Source organism: Streptacidiphilus jeojiense (assembly GCF_000719095.1).
Classification (GTDB): Bacteria; Actinomycetota; Actinomycetes; order Streptomycetales; family Streptomycetaceae; genus Streptacidiphilus; species Streptacidiphilus jeojiensis.
In genome coordinates, this window is sequence record NZ_JOEH01000014.1 from 181950 (window position 1) to 196417 (window position 14468).

At 70.1% G+C, this 14468-nt stretch carries 14 protein-coding genes; 6 read left to right on the top strand and 8 right to left on the bottom strand.

The genetic code is table 11. The features are described 5' to 3' along the window. Positions 1–54 precede the first annotated feature (54 nt). The 3 genes from IF29_RS0119945 to IF29_RS0119955 all read right to left on the bottom strand — a co-directional run bounded on the left by IF29_RS0119945 (position 55) and on the right by IF29_RS0119955 (position 2404). Positions 55–543: a beta-class carbonic anhydrase gene (locus tag IF29_RS0119945; RefSeq protein ID WP_030256667.1), complete on the bottom strand. Its 489-nt coding sequence runs from the start codon at positions 541–543 to the stop codon at positions 55–57. Between the two features lie 252 nt (positions 544–795). Further along, a complete protein-coding gene (locus IF29_RS0119950) occupies positions 796–1782 on the bottom strand; it encodes a hypothetical protein (protein WP_232242216.1) in 987 nt (328 codons plus the stop codon). 25 nt (positions 1783–1807) lie between these two features. After that, complete coding sequence (locus IF29_RS0119955; protein ID WP_030256672.1) at positions 1808–2404, bottom strand: PadR family transcriptional regulator; 597 nt, start codon at positions 2402–2404, stop codon at positions 1808–1810. A 167-nt stretch (positions 2405–2571) separates the two neighbouring features. On the opposite strand from IF29_RS0119955, the gene IF29_RS0119960 reads away from it, so the two are divergent. Both IF29_RS0119960 and IF29_RS0119965 read left to right on the top strand, forming a co-directional pair. Continuing rightward, the gene (locus IF29_RS0119960) at positions 2572–3270 is read left to right on the top strand and encodes a hypothetical protein (protein ID WP_030256674.1); all 699 of its coding nucleotides are present in this window, start codon (positions 2572–2574) and stop codon (positions 3268–3270) included. Between the two features lie 90 nt (positions 3271–3360). Further along, a complete protein-coding gene (locus IF29_RS0119965; RefSeq protein ID WP_030256677.1) occupies positions 3361–6117 on the top strand; it encodes a helix-turn-helix transcriptional regulator in 2757 nt (918 codons plus the stop codon). A gap of 302 nt (positions 6118–6419) precedes the next feature. Here the strand turns inward: IF29_RS0119965 and IF29_RS43735 are convergent, their stop codons facing one another. Beyond that, complete coding sequence (locus IF29_RS43735; protein WP_051725543.1) at positions 6420–8234, bottom strand: WD40 repeat domain-containing serine/threonine protein kinase; 1815 nt, start codon at positions 8232–8234, stop codon at positions 6420–6422. 184 nt (positions 8235–8418) lie between these two features. Here IF29_RS43735 and IF29_RS0119975 point away from each other — a divergent pair, with 184 nt between their 5' ends. Beyond that, positions 8419–9351 (top strand): NAD-dependent protein deacetylase, encoded by a 933-nt coding sequence (locus tag IF29_RS0119975; RefSeq protein ID WP_030256682.1) that lies wholly within the window; start codon positions 8419–8421, stop codon positions 9349–9351. 122 nt (positions 9352–9473) lie between these two features. Here IF29_RS0119975 and IF29_RS0119980 read toward each other — a convergent pair whose 3' ends face one another. Next, positions 9474–10208 carry an SDR family NAD(P)-dependent oxidoreductase gene (locus IF29_RS0119980; RefSeq protein WP_030256684.1) on the bottom strand — a complete coding sequence of 245 codons (735 nt, stop codon included), beginning with the start codon at positions 10206–10208 and terminating at the stop codon, positions 9474–9476. 113 nt (positions 10209–10321) lie between these two features. On the opposite strand from IF29_RS0119980, the gene IF29_RS0119985 reads away from it, so the two are divergent. The 3 genes from IF29_RS0119985 (at position 10322) to IF29_RS0119995 (ending at position 12574) form a co-directional block, all read left to right on the top strand. Beyond that, positions 10322–10963 carry a TetR/AcrR family transcriptional regulator gene (locus IF29_RS0119985; RefSeq protein ID WP_051725544.1) on the top strand — a complete coding sequence of 214 codons (642 nt, stop codon included), beginning with the start codon at positions 10322–10324 and terminating at the stop codon, positions 10961–10963. A gap of 117 nt (positions 10964–11080) precedes the next feature. Further along, on the top strand, positions 11081–11902 hold the full coding sequence (locus tag IF29_RS0119990; protein ID WP_198037513.1) for a class I SAM-dependent methyltransferase: 822 nt from the start codon (positions 11081–11083) through the stop codon (positions 11900–11902). A 78-nt stretch (positions 11903–11980) separates the two neighbouring features. Continuing rightward, on the top strand, positions 11981–12574 hold the full coding sequence (locus tag IF29_RS0119995; RefSeq protein WP_030256691.1) for a DUF4291 domain-containing protein: 594 nt from the start codon (positions 11981–11983) through the stop codon (positions 12572–12574). 38 nt (positions 12575–12612) lie between these two features. On the opposite strand, the gene IF29_RS0120000 is transcribed toward IF29_RS0119995, so the two are convergent. The 3 genes from IF29_RS0120000 to IF29_RS0120010 all read right to left on the bottom strand — a co-directional run bounded on the left by IF29_RS0120000 (position 12613) and on the right by IF29_RS0120010 (position 14389). Beyond that, entirely contained in the window at positions 12613–12933 is a 321-nt protein-coding gene (locus tag IF29_RS0120000) for a hypothetical protein (protein WP_030256694.1), read from the bottom strand. Between the two features lie 96 nt (positions 12934–13029). Continuing rightward, complete coding sequence (locus IF29_RS0120005) at positions 13030–13674, bottom strand: class I SAM-dependent DNA methyltransferase (protein WP_030256696.1); 645 nt, start codon at positions 13672–13674, stop codon at positions 13030–13032. A gap of 22 nt (positions 13675–13696) precedes the next feature. Beyond that, positions 13697–14389, bottom strand: coding sequence for an SDR family oxidoreductase (locus IF29_RS0120010; RefSeq protein WP_030256699.1), 693 nt, complete (start codon positions 14387–14389; stop codon positions 13697–13699). Between the last annotated feature and the right edge of the window lie 79 nt (positions 14390–14468).

Here is a 14468-nt window from a genome sequence, read left to right on the forward strand (position 1 = left end):
GCCGGTGCGGTGCTGCCCTCGGGACGATCCGTGCGACCGGAACCCGCGCCCGGGTCAGTGCACCTCGTTGAGCTTGCCGGTGGCCACGTCGAAGACGAATCCGCGAATGCGGTCCTTGTGGACGACGAAGGGGTCGGCCTGGATACGGGCGATGGACTGCCGGACGTCGGTGTCGAGGTCCGCGAACGCCTCGGCCGCCCAGGGCGGGCGGATACCGGTGTCCTCCTGGACGGAGTCCTTGAAGGCGTCGTCGGTGAAGGTCAGCATGCCGCAGTCGGTGTGGTGGATGAGGATGATCTCCTCGGTGCCCAGCAGGCGCTGGCTGATGGCGAGCGAGCGGATCTCGTCCTGGGTGACCACGCCGCCGGCGTTGCGGATGACGTGTGCCTCGCCCTCGTTCAGCCCGAGGATCGCGTACACGTTCAGGCGAGCATCCATGCAGGCCACGACGGCCAGCCGCTTGGCGGGCGGCAGCGGCAGCGGCCCGGTGAAGATCTCGACGTAGCGGGCGTTGTTGGCCAGGAGTTCATCGATCACGGACATGTCGAACCTCGGTTCTCGGGGGCGGGCGAAAGCAGCGCGCACGGCGCGCGGAATTTCGGGGTTGCGGGCGTTCAGAAAGCCCGGCAACAGAGCCCGTCGAACACATGGTCACGACGCGACGGCCAGAACGGCGTCAACGTGGTGCCACAGGTCGTCATACCGCCAGTGAACCGCCCCTGCCGCCGACTGACAAGAAGACGTGTGTTCGGTCAACCCACCCACCGCCCCGCCCCGCCCCACCCACCGTTCCTGTCAGGAACTGAAGCGTTCGACGAGCGTCGTCATGGTGTCGAAGGCGGGCTTGGGAGAGTAGTCATCGGTGGTGAGCCCGAACTGATGGAACAGTCCCGTTTCGGCACTGTCGGCATCTCGCAGCGCGAAATGCGTGTAACCGCTCAGGTGGAGTTGCTTCGACTGGGCGGCGATCACGTTCACCACTGTCTCGACGACATCGGCCTGCCGCTGCGGGTGGCGTCCGGGTCCGGTGGGCCAACCGTGCTCGGTGATGTGCAGCGGTAGGTGTCCCATGCCGGAGGGTGCCAGCACCGAGTCACGGTGATGACGCAGCAGTCCCTCGACAGCGTGCGCGAGGTCGGATGCGCGGACGGGTTGGAAGACGTCGGGAAAGAAGTCCAGTCCCACATAGTCCAGATCGGTGATGAAGGCCGCTCCCCCGAGGCTGGTCAGATCGGTGACGAAGGAGGTAGCCGGCCCGAAGAGAGGGGTGGTGTTGAATCCGACCCGTAGGTCCGCGTACCCGAGTTCGCGTGCTCGCGCCTTGACGACGCGAACCCCTCGGACGATCGCCTCGTGCACCACCGGGTAGTAGCCGTCCAGTGTCGGGGTCGACGTGACGTTGGGCTCCTCCGTCACTTGCAACGTGCTGGTGACCGAGCCGTACTGCTCCACCAGCTCGCGCAGGAAGTCGCAGTAGCCGTCGACGTCGCCGGCCGGGGACCGGTACTGCGCCACCAGGTCCAAGCGCCGTCCCCGGGTGGCGTATTGGGCTGCTGCGGCCGGCGCCATGGTCGCATGCGGCTCGCCGAGGCGGGTCGTGTCGTCGAAGCCTGCGTAGGCGCGGACCAGGAACGGGCGGCCTGGTCGACCCTGGAGGCGGTCGAGCGCACGCGTCACGAGAGCCGGATCATCGGGCGGCCCGCCGGCCAGGCCTCCGCTGTCATCACCGGCGACTCCGCCCGGGTAGATCCCGAAGAGCAAGCCGTCATGCGTCAGTGTCACTCGTTGGATTCCTTTCGGTGCGGCACTACAGGGGCGCGGTAGTTGTCGCCTCGTCGGTCGGCGATGTCAGTGAGCCGGTGCGGAGGTCGTCGATGACCGAGTCGATCCATGCCGTCTCGGCGCGGGCGAGGCACAACGCGTACTCGGCTTCGATGACGTGCAGGCGGGGCACATCGGCCGCCAGGGCCTCCGCGAGGCGCTCTTCGTCGGCGGCCGTGCGCTGCCGGAGGCGTCGGGCACGCTCGGCCAGGGCCTCGCCCGCGCCGCTCACCCCGAGGGCGCCGAGATAGGTGACTGCGCCCAGGAACTGTGAGAATTCGCGCTCCGGGTTGCGGATCTGGGAGTCCAGCCGTCGTACGAGTTCCTGGCGGCCCTCCTCCGTGAGGGCGTAGACGGTCCTCTCCGGACGGTTTCCCGAGCGCTGCCGGCCTTGCGAGGCAAGCCATCCCGCCTCGGCCAGGGCGGCAACGGTGTTGTAGAGCGTGCCCCGCGTGATCGCGGCCGCGTGGTTGTCGCTGCGTTCCCGCAGTTCGGCAAGCATCTGGTGCGGGTGCGAGGGCTGTTCGAGCAGGAGCCCCAGCACGGCGAGAACGATCGGGTTGTCGAGAGCGCGACGCGGCATAGTCGAACTCTATCAGTCCAAATAAACTATTCGCAGATGTACGAGGCACCGGGCCCGGTCGGAACACCGGGCGCGCGGGGGTCGGGTAGTCAACTACCCGTGCTGAGCCGGCAGGGCTCCGGAACGCTGGTGTCATCAGCCGTTTCGTGGGTCCAGGGGGTATCCGAATGAGCGTCAGCACCGAACCAGCGGTGGTCGCGCAGACTTCCGCACGAGGGCTGCTCCGGCCCCTCGCCGCAGTCGCGGTGGTCGCCGTGGTGCTGGGCCAACTGCTCGGGCTGGTGCAGACCGGGGTGGCGCCCGGCGGCGACCCGGCCAACGATCCCGTGTACGACAAGGTCCTCGCGGACCACGGCAGCATGTGGCTGTGGCCGGTCGGTGGCATCGGCAACCTCCTCGCCGCCGCAGCCACCGCCTTCGCCGTGCTGGTGCTGGTCACCACCTGCGGCAACGGCCGCGGCCCGCGTTGGGCCTGGGCCGGTGCGGCGCTGCTGTGCCTTGCCGGCCCGCTGCTGGCGGCCGGCATGGGCGGGGCCGGCATCCTCTACTACGCGGCGGGCGACACCCGCGCGCTCGCCCCGGCGGCCGGCCGGACCCTGCTGCACCACGTCAACCACCAGGGCGGCCTGGACGGCGCGTTCGTGCTGCCGGGCCTGCTGGCCCTGCTCCTCGGTCTGATCGTGGCCGCGGTGGCGCTGCTGCGCTCCCGTGCGGTGGACTGGTGGCTCCCGGCGGTCCTGCTGGTCAGCACGGTGGCAAGCTTCGTGGTCGACCACGGTCTCGGCGGCGCGCTGGTCACCCTGCCCGGCGCCGCGGTGACCGTGCTGCTCTGCCTGCGCTCCAGGCAGGCACTGTCCGAGAACTGACTGAACGTCAACTCATCGGGGGAGGGAGGGAGGGGCTGCAGCTCAGGCAGATCCCTGCCCACGCAGGGGGCCCGCTCCTATCATGTGGCCATGGTCACTCCGTGGCCGCTGATAGGGCGGGTCCGCGAACGCGGACAGCTCGAACGGGCGTTGCGCCCGGCGTCCGCGCCGGGCCCCGCGGCCCGCGGAGCCCCGTCGAGCAGCGGCGTGCTGATGGTGGGCGAGGCCGGGGTCGGCAAGACCAGGCTGGCCGCGGTGGCGTTGGACGGGGCACGGGAGCGGGGGCTCGCCGTGCGCTGGGTGTCCGCCACCAGCTCCGCCCGCCCACTGCCGCTGGGCGCGTTCGCCCCGCTCACAGGGGTGCTCGGCAGCGGTTCCGCCGACGTGCTGGCGCAGGCAGCCGCGGCCGTCACCGCCGGGGTCGCGCCGAGCAGGCTCGTCCTCGGCGTCGACGACGTCCACCTGCTGGACGAGCTCTCCGCACTGCTGCTGCACCACCTTGCGGTGACCGGGGCCGTCACCGTGGTCGCCACCGCACGCAGCGGCCGGGCACTGCCCGGACCGGTGACCGCGCTGTGGAAGGACGGGCTCCTGGACCGGCTCGAACTGCAACCACTGCGCGCGGACGAGACCCGCACCTTGCTGGAGGCCGCCCTCGGCGGTCAGGTCGAGAGCACGACGGCGGAACGCCTGTGGCAGCTCACCGGCGGCAACGCGCTCTACCTGCGACACCTGGTCGACGAGGAGACGGCCGCGGGCCGGCTGCGGGACACCCTGGGCGTCTGGCGCTGGAACGGCTCCCCCCGGCTCTCCAACAGCCTGGTGGAGCTGATCGGCTCGCGCATCGGGGCGCTGCCCGGGCCCGAGCAGACCGTACTGGACCTGCTCGCCCTCGCCGAACCGCTCTCCCCCGACCTACTCGACACCCTCGCCGCAGCGGACGGCCCGGCGGCCCGGCCGGCGGACAGCACCGCCGCCGGCACCGTGGAGGCGGTCGAACAGCGCGGCCTGGTCCGGGTGGACCGGCATGCGCAGGGACTCCAGGTCCGTCTGGCCCACCCGCTCTACGGTGAGGGCCGACGCCTGGAGATGGGCGTCCTGCGCGCCCGCCGCCTGCGCGGCGCGGTCGTTCGCAGGCTGCCGCGCCCCGAGCCCGCACCGCTGGGCGTACGCACCTCGGCCGCCCCGACCGTCGGCGACCCGGGCGATCCGCAGCTGCTGCGCTACGCGGTGCTCGCGCTGGAGTCGGACCTGCCGCCCGACCCCGCGCTGCTCAGCGCCGCCGCGCAGGCGGCCGTGCACCTGCTGGACCTGCGCCTGGCCGAGCGGCTGGCGCGGGCCGCGGAGCAGGCCGGTGGCGCCTTCACCGCGCAGCTCACCCTCGCCTACTCGCTCATCTGGCAGGGCCGCGGCCAGGAGGCGGAGACGGTGCTGGCCGCAGCGACCGATCGGGCCGCCGACTCCGGGGAACTCGCCGCGGTAACCATCCCCAGGGCCGCCAACCTCTTCTGGGCGCTGTGCGACGCCGACCGCGCGCACCTCGTGCTGCACGGCACGGGCGCGGCGGACGCCCTGGGCGCCCCGGGCACCTCGATCACCGCGGACACCGGGGCGGTCGCCGGGCTCGACTCGGCCATGGCGCTGTTCCTCGGCCGTCCGCACCAGGCCGTCGCCTCCGGGCTGCCGGTGCTGACCCTGCCCGGCCCCGATCACCAGGCGGTGCTGCTGGCCGCCTGGGGCGTGGTCGGCGGCAGTGGAGTGCTCGGCCTGCCGGTGGCCCGGGCGGCCGCGGAGTCGGGGTACGCCGCCGCGTCCCGGATCTACGACGGCTCGCTGCTGGAGATCTGCCTGGCCGGCGCGCACCAGTTGGCGCTGCGGCTGGCCGGGGAGCTGGAGCAGATGCAGGAGGTCGCATCCCGGCAGGCCCGCACCCGCCCCGGGCCGCCCGGGCTGAGTCGGCGGATGGGGCTCTCCCTCAGCGGATTCGCCCTGCTGGCCCGCGGCCGGGTCCGGTCGGCGGCCCGCGAACTGCGCGAGGCACGCAGCGCGCTCGCCGACGCGGACATCGGCGGCTGGGAGTACATGACGCTGATCGCGCTGACCACAGCGGTCGCCCTGTCCGGGGACGCGGACGCCGCGGCTGCAGCACTGGCCGACCTGGAGTCCCACCGGCACGGGGTCTCACGCTACCTGGAGCCGGAACGGCTGCTGGCTCACGCCTGGACGGCGGCCTGCGGCGGCGCGCTCAGCCGTGCCGCCGCCCTGGCCGAGGAGGCTGCGCGCACCGCGGCGCTGCTGGGCCAGCCCGCGCAGGAGGTCGCAGCCTGGCAGCAGCTGGCCCGCCTCGGCTCCCCCGCGCACGCGCTCCGCGCGGCGCCGCGTCTGGCCGAGCTGGCCGGCACCGTGCACGGCCGCGCGGCCCCTGCCGCTGCCGCGTACGCCGCAGCCCGCGCCGCGTCCGACGGCCCCGCCCTGGACACTGCGGCGGCGGCCTTCGCTGACTACGGCGACCTGCTGAGCGCGGCCGACGCCGCCGCACAGGCCGCAGCGGCACACCACCGGGCCGCGCGGCACGGCTCCGCCACCATGTCCGCCTCCCGCTCCAGCGCCTGGCGGCACGCCTGCGAGGACGCCCGCACACCGGCGGGCGCGGAGGCCACGCCCCTGCCGCTGACCGGCCGCGAACGCGAGATCGCCCTGCTGATCGGCCGCGGTCTGAGCAACCGTCAGATCGCCGACCAGCTGACACTCTCCGTCCGCACCGTCGAGGGCCACATCTACCGCGCCTGCACCCGACTGGGCGTCGGCAACCGCAGCGACCTCGCCGAAGTCATCGGTGACCGCTAGAGATCCTCAAAGGTACGGGTTACGCGTGTGGTGACTGCGGCTGATCAAGACCCGCCTCAAACGGATGCAGTACCGTCCCGACCTTCTCGACGGCCTCGCCGCCAAGAGTCAGCCCGGCCTTGGCCCGGTGTCATCTCCGCCACCGAAGACCTCTAAAACAGCAGGCCCAACAGCTCAATCAGATTTCCCAACGGCAGCGGATCATAGACGTGTCGAGGTCAGATGCGTCTGCTGCGGCAGGACTGCACTCCGCTTCGTAACCCCACCCCTTGAAGATCTCCAGCCGCACCGTCGGATCCAAGTCAGCCGATCCGCGATGCACCCGCGGTGCCTGAGTCCTCCCACAGCCGTACTGTGCCGTCATAACTGCCACTGGCCAGCGTCGTACCGCTCGGGTTGAACGCCAGGGCATTGACTCCCCCGGTGTGGCCAGTGAGGACGGCGGTATTCCGACCGGTGGTGAACTCCCACAGCCGGATCGCGGCGTCGAAGCCCCCGGCGGCCAGCATTCTCCCGTCCGGACTGAACGCCACCGAATACCAGTCACCTTCGCCAGGGGCGTGCAGAACTCGCGACGCGCGACTGCCCTCGTCGGTGACCACCGAAAGGTTGACCCTGCAGCCGAGCCCCGCGCTGGCGACGGTCGTACCGTCCGGGCTGAATGCGATCGGGTCATGGGCCTCATAGGAACAGTCGGGCAGAGCCGCGGCGACCCGGCCCGAGGCGACACTCCACAACCGAACCTGCCTGGTGGACCTGTAGGTGTTCTCGCAGCTGGCCAGAGTCGTGCTGTCGGGGCTGAACGTCAGCGACCACGCCCGTTTGCTGCGTCGGAGGGGGGACGCGTCGACGGGATCACCAGAGGTGACATCCCACAGCACGATCTTCTCGCCTGCACTGGCCAGGGTCGCTCCGTCGGCGCTGAACGCGACCGCGGTGACTCCGCCGCTGTACAGCTTGTGCTCGAGGACGGTGTTCTCGTGGCCGCCGGAAGCGACGTCCCACAGCCAGAGTCTCCGGTCACCGGTGCTGCAGCTGGCCAGTGTCGCGCCGTCCGAGCTGAATGCAAGGGCGAGTACTTCGCCGGTACCGCTTGCCATCACGGCAATGGTCTCGCCGGATCGGAGGTCCCACAGGCGTACCGAGCCGTCCCGGCCGCCGCTGGCCAGGGTCCTTCCATCGGGGCTGAACGCCACCGAGTGGACCTGATCGGTGTGTCCCGTGAAGGTGGCGGCGTGACTGAAGGTGGGGACCAAGGCTTGAGGTCTGCGGGCGGGCGGCCTACCGGAGATCGGTTCCAGGGACGCTCGGACGATCGCCATGGCCTGGTCCACCGTCGGACGTCGGGCCGGATCCTTCTCCAACAGCGCTGTGATCAGCGGGGCGAGTGGACCGGCTCGCACGGGAGCCGGCGGCGGAGCTGTCACCACTGCGAGCACCGTGCCACTGGGAGTGCTGCGGCGGAAGGGCGAGAACCCTTCGACGGCCTGGTAGAGCGTGACTCCCAGGGAGAACATGTCACTGGCCGCGGTCGCTTCGGCCCCCTCCGCCCGTTCCGGTGCGATGTACTCCATCGAACCGATGACCAACCCGACCTCGGTCATCTTGGTGTCGTTGCGGTGCACGGCGATCCCGAAGTCCGTGAGCAGGATCTCGCCGTTGCGGGACATCATGACGTTGTGCGGCTTGACGTCGCGGTGCACTATGTCAGCCCGGTGCGCGGCGCCAAGCGCTTTCAACAGCGCGATGGCGACTTCGGTGGCGCGATCCACCGACAACGGATCGGCCTCCAGCATCTCTGCCAACGAACATCCGTCGACCAACTGCATCACGGTCCAGGGAATGCCGTCATGGATGACGACATCGTGCACGGTGAGGATATGCGGGTGGTCCCGCAACTGAGCAGCGTGCCGCGCTTCACGGGCGGCACGGGCCGCACGCTCGGCTTGTTCGGCATCCGATGCCGACATCGGGAGCAGCACCTCCTTGAGTGCCACCCCGACCCGCAAGTCCTCGTCATAGGCCCTCCAGACCCGACCGAACCCGCCAGCAGCCAGCAACTCGACCAACCGGTACCGGCCATAGATCACCTGGTTCGGCTGCGCCCCCTGCGCCATACTCTCCCCGCTCGACGGCCCTCACGCCTGGCAACATCATCAGAGTACGTAAGTTCGCCTATGGAGACATGCGGTTCATCGCGCTCTCAACTGCCGTGATGGTCACCGATGTTCACGAACGCAGCACCTGGACGGCGGTCCGGGTCCCGGCGGATGGGGTGGCCGCAGTCGTAAGCTGCCTGGTATGCGTACCCGCCCCATCATCGACTGGCCCCGCGACGGACAGCCCGCAGCCGCGGCGGGCGGTGCGGTCGGTGTCGGGCCCGAGCCCGCCGTTCCGCCCGCCGAGGGTCTGGCCCGGATCCGCGACCTGCTGGCCGGGGGCGGTGTGGCAGTGCTGAGCGGCGCCGGGCTGTCCACCGAGTCGGGTATCCCCGACTACCGCGGGGTGACCGGCAGCCTGCGTCGGCACACGCCGATGACCTACCAGGAGTTCGTGTCCGACGAGGCGGGACGCCGCCGTTACTGGGCGCGCAGCCACGTCGGCTGGCAGACCATCGCCCGGGCCCGGCCGAATGCCGGTCACCGCGCGGTTCAGGCCCTGCGGGCCGGCGGTCACATCGGCGCGGTGATCACTCAGAACGTCGACGGCCTGCACCACGCGGCCGGCACCACCGACGCGGTGGAGCTGCACGGGGGCCTGGACCGGGTGATCTGCCTGGGCTGCGGCGAGCTCACCCGCCGCGAGGACCTGGACCGGCGCCTGCACGCGGCCAACGGCCGGCTGGACGCGGCTTCGTCCGCGGTCAATCCCGACGGCGACGTGGAGCTGGCGCCGGAGCTGGTCGAGGCTTTCCAGGTGGTCCCCTGCCTGACCTGCGGCGGAGTCCTCAAACCGGACGTGGTGTTCTTCGGCGAGAACGTGCCCCGCGCCCGGGTCGACCACTGCTTCGACCTGATCGACGCCGCCCGCGCACTGCTGGTGCTCGGCTCCTCGCTGACGGTCATGTCCGGGCTGCGCTTCGTCCGCCGTGCGGCCAGGGCGGACCTGCCGGTGGCGATCGTCAACCACGGCCCGACCCGCAGCGACGAACATGCGAGCATTCGGGTGGACCTGCCCCTGGGCGAGGCGCTGACCACCCTGGCCCAGGAGCTCGACGCGGGCGCATCGTCCTAGCGGCTGCCATAGGCTCCGACTCCGAAGCCGGCCGGAATTGAGCCGCCGCCGGCACCCCAGGAACTGTCCGGAGACACCGGCGGCAGCAGGCACGTTCCTCCCGCGGAGGATCGATGGATGTGTCAGGCGGCCGTTCGGCCGGCGTCGGCGGCGATGGTGGCGCCGGTGACGTAGGCGGCGCGGTCGGTGGCGAGGAAGAGGATCACCTCGGCGATCTCGCGCGGGGCGGCGACCCGGCCGAGCAGCGTGGTCTTCCCGATCTGCTGGGCGCCTTCTTCCCCCATGGTGGCGAGCACCATGTCGGTGCGGGTCGGACCGGGGGCGACGGTGTTCACCCGTACCCCGGCCGGGCTGAACTCGGCCGCCCAGGTGCGGGTCAGCGATTCGAGTGCGGCCTTCGTGGCGCTGTACACGGACAGTCCCGGCATCCCGATCCGGGCCGCCATCGTGCTGACGTTCACGATGCTGCCCGATCCCCTGGCGACCATGCCCGGGGCGAGGGCCGCGGTCAGGAAGTACGGGGCCCTGATGTTGGCCGCCAGGGAGGCGTCGAAGGTCTCGACGTCCTGGGCGACGGTGGGGGCCCCGGGGAAGATGGCGGCGTTGTTGACCAGGATGTCGACCGCCCCGGCTTCGGCGGCCAGGCGCCGCAGTGCGTCCAGGTCGGTGAGGTCGGCGGCCACGAAGCGCGCCTTGCCGCCGTCCTGCGTGATCGTCCGGACGGTCGCGGCTCCGCGCTCGGCGTTGCGACCCGAGACGATCACGTCGGCGCCCGCGGCGGCCAGCAGCCGGGCCGCCTCGGCGCCGATACCGGCGGTCGAACCGGTCACCAAAGCGATCTTGCCGGTGAGTTCCATCTGTTCGTCCTTCCAGAGATCCGGCCGCAGTCTGCGCCCGGAGTGGGTTGCATGACCCAGACTGGTCGAACAAAAATGGGTTGTCCAATCCAGAAAATGATAGGGTGGCAGGCATGACGAGCGAGACGCGACGACTCACCCGCAAGGGCCAGGAGACCCGGCGACGCATCGTGGCCGCGGCCGCCCAGCTGATGTACGAACGCGGCCTCACCGAGGCGACACTGGAGGACGTCCGGGCCGCCGCCGGGGTCAGCGGGTCGCAGGTCTACCACTACTTCGACGACAAGCAGGCCCTGCTGCTGGCCGTGATCGAGTACCAGACCGAGGCCGTCCTGGACCTGCAGCAGCCGCTCTTCGACAAGCTCGACACCATGGCCGGGCTCCGCCAGTGGCGCGACTCCCTGGTGGAGTACCAGCGCCGGCTCCAGTGCCGAGGCGGTTGCCCGATCGGGTCACTGGGGAGCGAGGTCGCCGAGAACAACCCCGAGGCACGACTCGCCGTCGCCTCCGGATTCCTCCGCTGGGAGGCCGCGATCCGCCAGGGACTGCAAGCCATGCACGCCCGCGGGGAGCTGCGCGGCGACCCCGAGGACCTCGCGCTGGCAACCCTCGCCGCCCTCCAAGGAGGACTGCTCCTCACCCAGTTGCAACGCCGCGTCAAGCCCCTCGAAGTGGCACTCGACGCCTCGCTCGACCACATCGAATCACTCACCGAACGCGATCGCCCGCACGCCGGAACGGCCTCTGCAACATGACGCTCGCTCAGAGCGCGCTCCAACCAGGCTCATCCGGCTCACTGATGCCGTAGCCGGCAACGTTTTCCCCGTTGCCGGCGTGACTCCAGGCCGGTGGTCCGTGGCAGGCTTGCGTCTGTGGATACCACCGACGAACGCGACCGTCGGGTCGCGCGCCCTCTGGCCTGGGAACGTTCGAGGTTGTTCGACCAGGAAGCTGAGGCTTATGACCGGTTCCGGCCGACCTATCCCGATACGGTGATTGATGAGCTTCTCGGTCCGGTGCCTGCGGGTCTGGACGTTCTCGACGTGGGTTGTGGCACAGGGATTGCTTCACGGCAAATGGCCCAACGGGGCGCCAGGGTACTGGGAGTGGAGCTCGCTCCACGAATGGCGGAGATCGCCCGCGGCCATGGGGTTGGCGTGGAGATTGCGGCCTTCGAGGGCTGGGACGCTGCTGGCCGCACTTTCGACCGGGTGACTTCGGCGCAGGCCTGGCACTGGCTCGACCTGCCTGTCGCCACCGCGAAGGCGGCCTCTGTGCTGCGGCCGGGCGGGAGGCTTGGTCTGATCTGGAACGCGGGTTGTCAGCCCGATGACCTGGCCGATGCTCTCGAGGAGGTGTACACAAGCGTCGTGCCGGGCGGTGGCCATCATCTGTTCCGGGGGTATGCGGCCAATCGGTCGTCTGACGTGAAGACCGGGCTCGGCTCGGTGATCGAGGCCATCTCCGCGGTACCCGGCTTCGGTGCGCCGACAGAGAAGTGGTTCCCGTGGACGCGGGCCTACCAGCGGGATGAGTGGCTGGACCAGCTTGTCTCACGCAGCGACCACGCCGCCCTCGAACCAGCGGTCCGAGACCGCCTGTTCGAAGCCATCGGCGCGGCCATCGACGATCATGGCGGCTCGTTCGTCATGAACTTCGAGACCGTCCTGATCACCGCGACCCGGCTGACGTAGCCGCGAACGTCGCCTAATTCCTTGTTAGCGGCGCTAATTCGATGGCGCCGAGCGCAGCCACCCTCGAGTCTGGTCACCGTGCCAGAACCCAAGCATCAGATCCGCGCCCTCTACACGGCCACGACCGTGACGGTCTACCAGGCGTACGCGCCGGCGATCGGGCTGCCTGCCGCACGCGACGGCCGCTTTCCCGCAGCCTGGAAACGAGACCGGATGACGTGGATCAAGCCCTCGTTCCTCTGGATGATGTACCGCTGCGGATGGGCCGGCAAGGAAGGCCAGGAGACCGTCCTCGCGATCGAAATCACCCGCGAGGGCTTCGAGTGGGCCCTGGCGAACGCCTGTCTCGCCCACTACGAGCACGGGCTGCACCCCGACCGCGCCACCTGGCAACGCCAGCTGAAGCAAGCCCCCGCCCGAGTGCAGTGGGATCCCGAACGCGACCTGCATCTGCAGCCGTTGGCCCACCGCTCCCTGCAACTCGGCCTCGCCGGCGAGGCGACCGAGCGCTACGCGCAGGACTGGATCGTCTCGATCAGCGACATCACCGCGCTCACGCACACGATCCATGCCCACGTACGGGACGGAGCCCTGGACGCAGCGCGGCAACTCCTCCCCGCTGAACGCCCTTACCCGGTGAGCGACACCCTTCTCGCCCAACTGCGCGGCTGAGCCCGACGCGCTCTACCTCCGACCGGCCCACCGAGACATCAGCTGCGCCTGTAGCGGGCCCACTCGTCCCGGTGCGCATCCGCCCACGCAACGATGCAGAGCAGGGCGCCGTCGATGCTTCCGTGCCACCTTGGACTGAGGTACACGCCCGGCTTCGTCGGCTCCTTCTGACCGAACGCCTCCCACTTGCCCCTGCGGTCACCCGGGTCACCAATCGTCCAACCCACGGGGGAGGACTCGTTGAGGTAGCGAGCGTTGTACAGCTCGACCTGGACCTGGCCCCCGGAATCCGACTCGACGATTTCGAAACCGAGTTCCGTGAGCTGACGCTTGAGCTTCGGCGAGATTGACAACGGCACGGCCCCCACCCTTCTGTATACGCAACGATCTTTGCAGGGTAGTCAGTTGACGACCCATTGACCAGACCTGACCAATAGGCGGGCACCTGCCGAGAATCAGGGTCGGCGACGCGCGAAGAGGATTCCCCCGAGCGTGCTCTCGGCCGAGGTGAGGGTCGTCTGGGCCTCGACTGTGAAGCCGGCATCGTTCAGCCAGGCAGCCACTCGGTCGGGTCGGCGACGATGGACGTGGACCTTCATCGGGTGGCCACCGTAGCCCTGTGTCTTCAGCTGCGACTCGTCACCGACATGGAAGCCCAGGAGCAGCGGACCACCGGGCCGCAGCACTCGCCGGAAGTGCGTGAGGACCGAGCTGATCTCGTCGTCCGGGATGTGGATCAGCGAGTACCAGGCGACCAGGCCGGCCATCGAGGCGTCGGCAAGGTCGAGGTCGGTCATGGAACCGACTTCGAACCGTAGGTCGGGGTGATCACGCCTGGCTACCGCGATCATCGCGGGTGACAGGTCGATGCCCAGGGTGTCCAGGCCCAGCTCCCGCAGGTGCGCGGCAATCCTGCCCGGGCCGCAGCCAAGGTCCGCGACCGGTCCCCCGCCGGTGGCCCGCACCAGGTCGGCGAAGAGTGCCAGGGCCGCGCGCTCGTAGGGCGTTTGATCGAGGAGATCGCGCACCTGGTCGGCATAGCTGTCCGCGACAGTGTCGTAGGACTTCCGGGTGTCTGCCAACCAGCCTTCGGTGTTCATAGCCGGACACCGTAGTGCTTGGTCATGCGGGCTGACCCATCGGCCGGATGGTCAGGGTGTTGACGTCGACGCCTGTCGGCTGGTCGAGGGCGAAGCAGATGGCCTCGGCGATGGGCTGGGGAGGCAGGGCGAAGGGTGGGACGCTGACGCCTTGCCAGAAGGGGGTGTCGATCATGCCGGGGTTGACAAGAGTGACACCGATGCCGCGGGTCGTGGCGTGCAGGCGCAGGTTCTCGGCGAGTCCGGTGGTAGCCCACTTGGTGGCCGAGTAGAGATTGGCGGGAGAGTTCTTCAGTCCGGCGACGCTGCCGATGAGCACCAGCCGTCCGCCAGTGGCTTCAAGGTGGGGCAGGATGGCATGGGCCAGCAGGGCGGGGCCGAGGACGTTGGTGAGCACCATGGGCGACCACAGCGTCGGATCGCCGGCCCCAATGGCGTCACCGGACATGAATCCGGCGTTGGCCACCGCCGCGTCAAGGGCGCCGAAATGCTCCACGGTGCGGGTCACGGCCGACTCGGTGGCCTGCCAGTCCGCCGCGTCGGCGACCAGGCCCAGCAGGCGGTCGGGGTGGCCGGCCTCGTCGAGGAAGGTCTTCAGTCTGCTCTCGTTGCGGCCCGTGACGGCCACGCGGTGGCCGCGGTCGACGAGCAACCGCGCGGTGTGGGCGCCGATACCGCTGGTCGCGCCGGTGATCAGTACGGTCTTGCTGGTCATGGTCATGCTCCTGATGAATTGTTGATGGGGTACGGCGGACGGCGGCCCGCGCTGAAGGAGTGCCGTTTCCGTCCGCCGA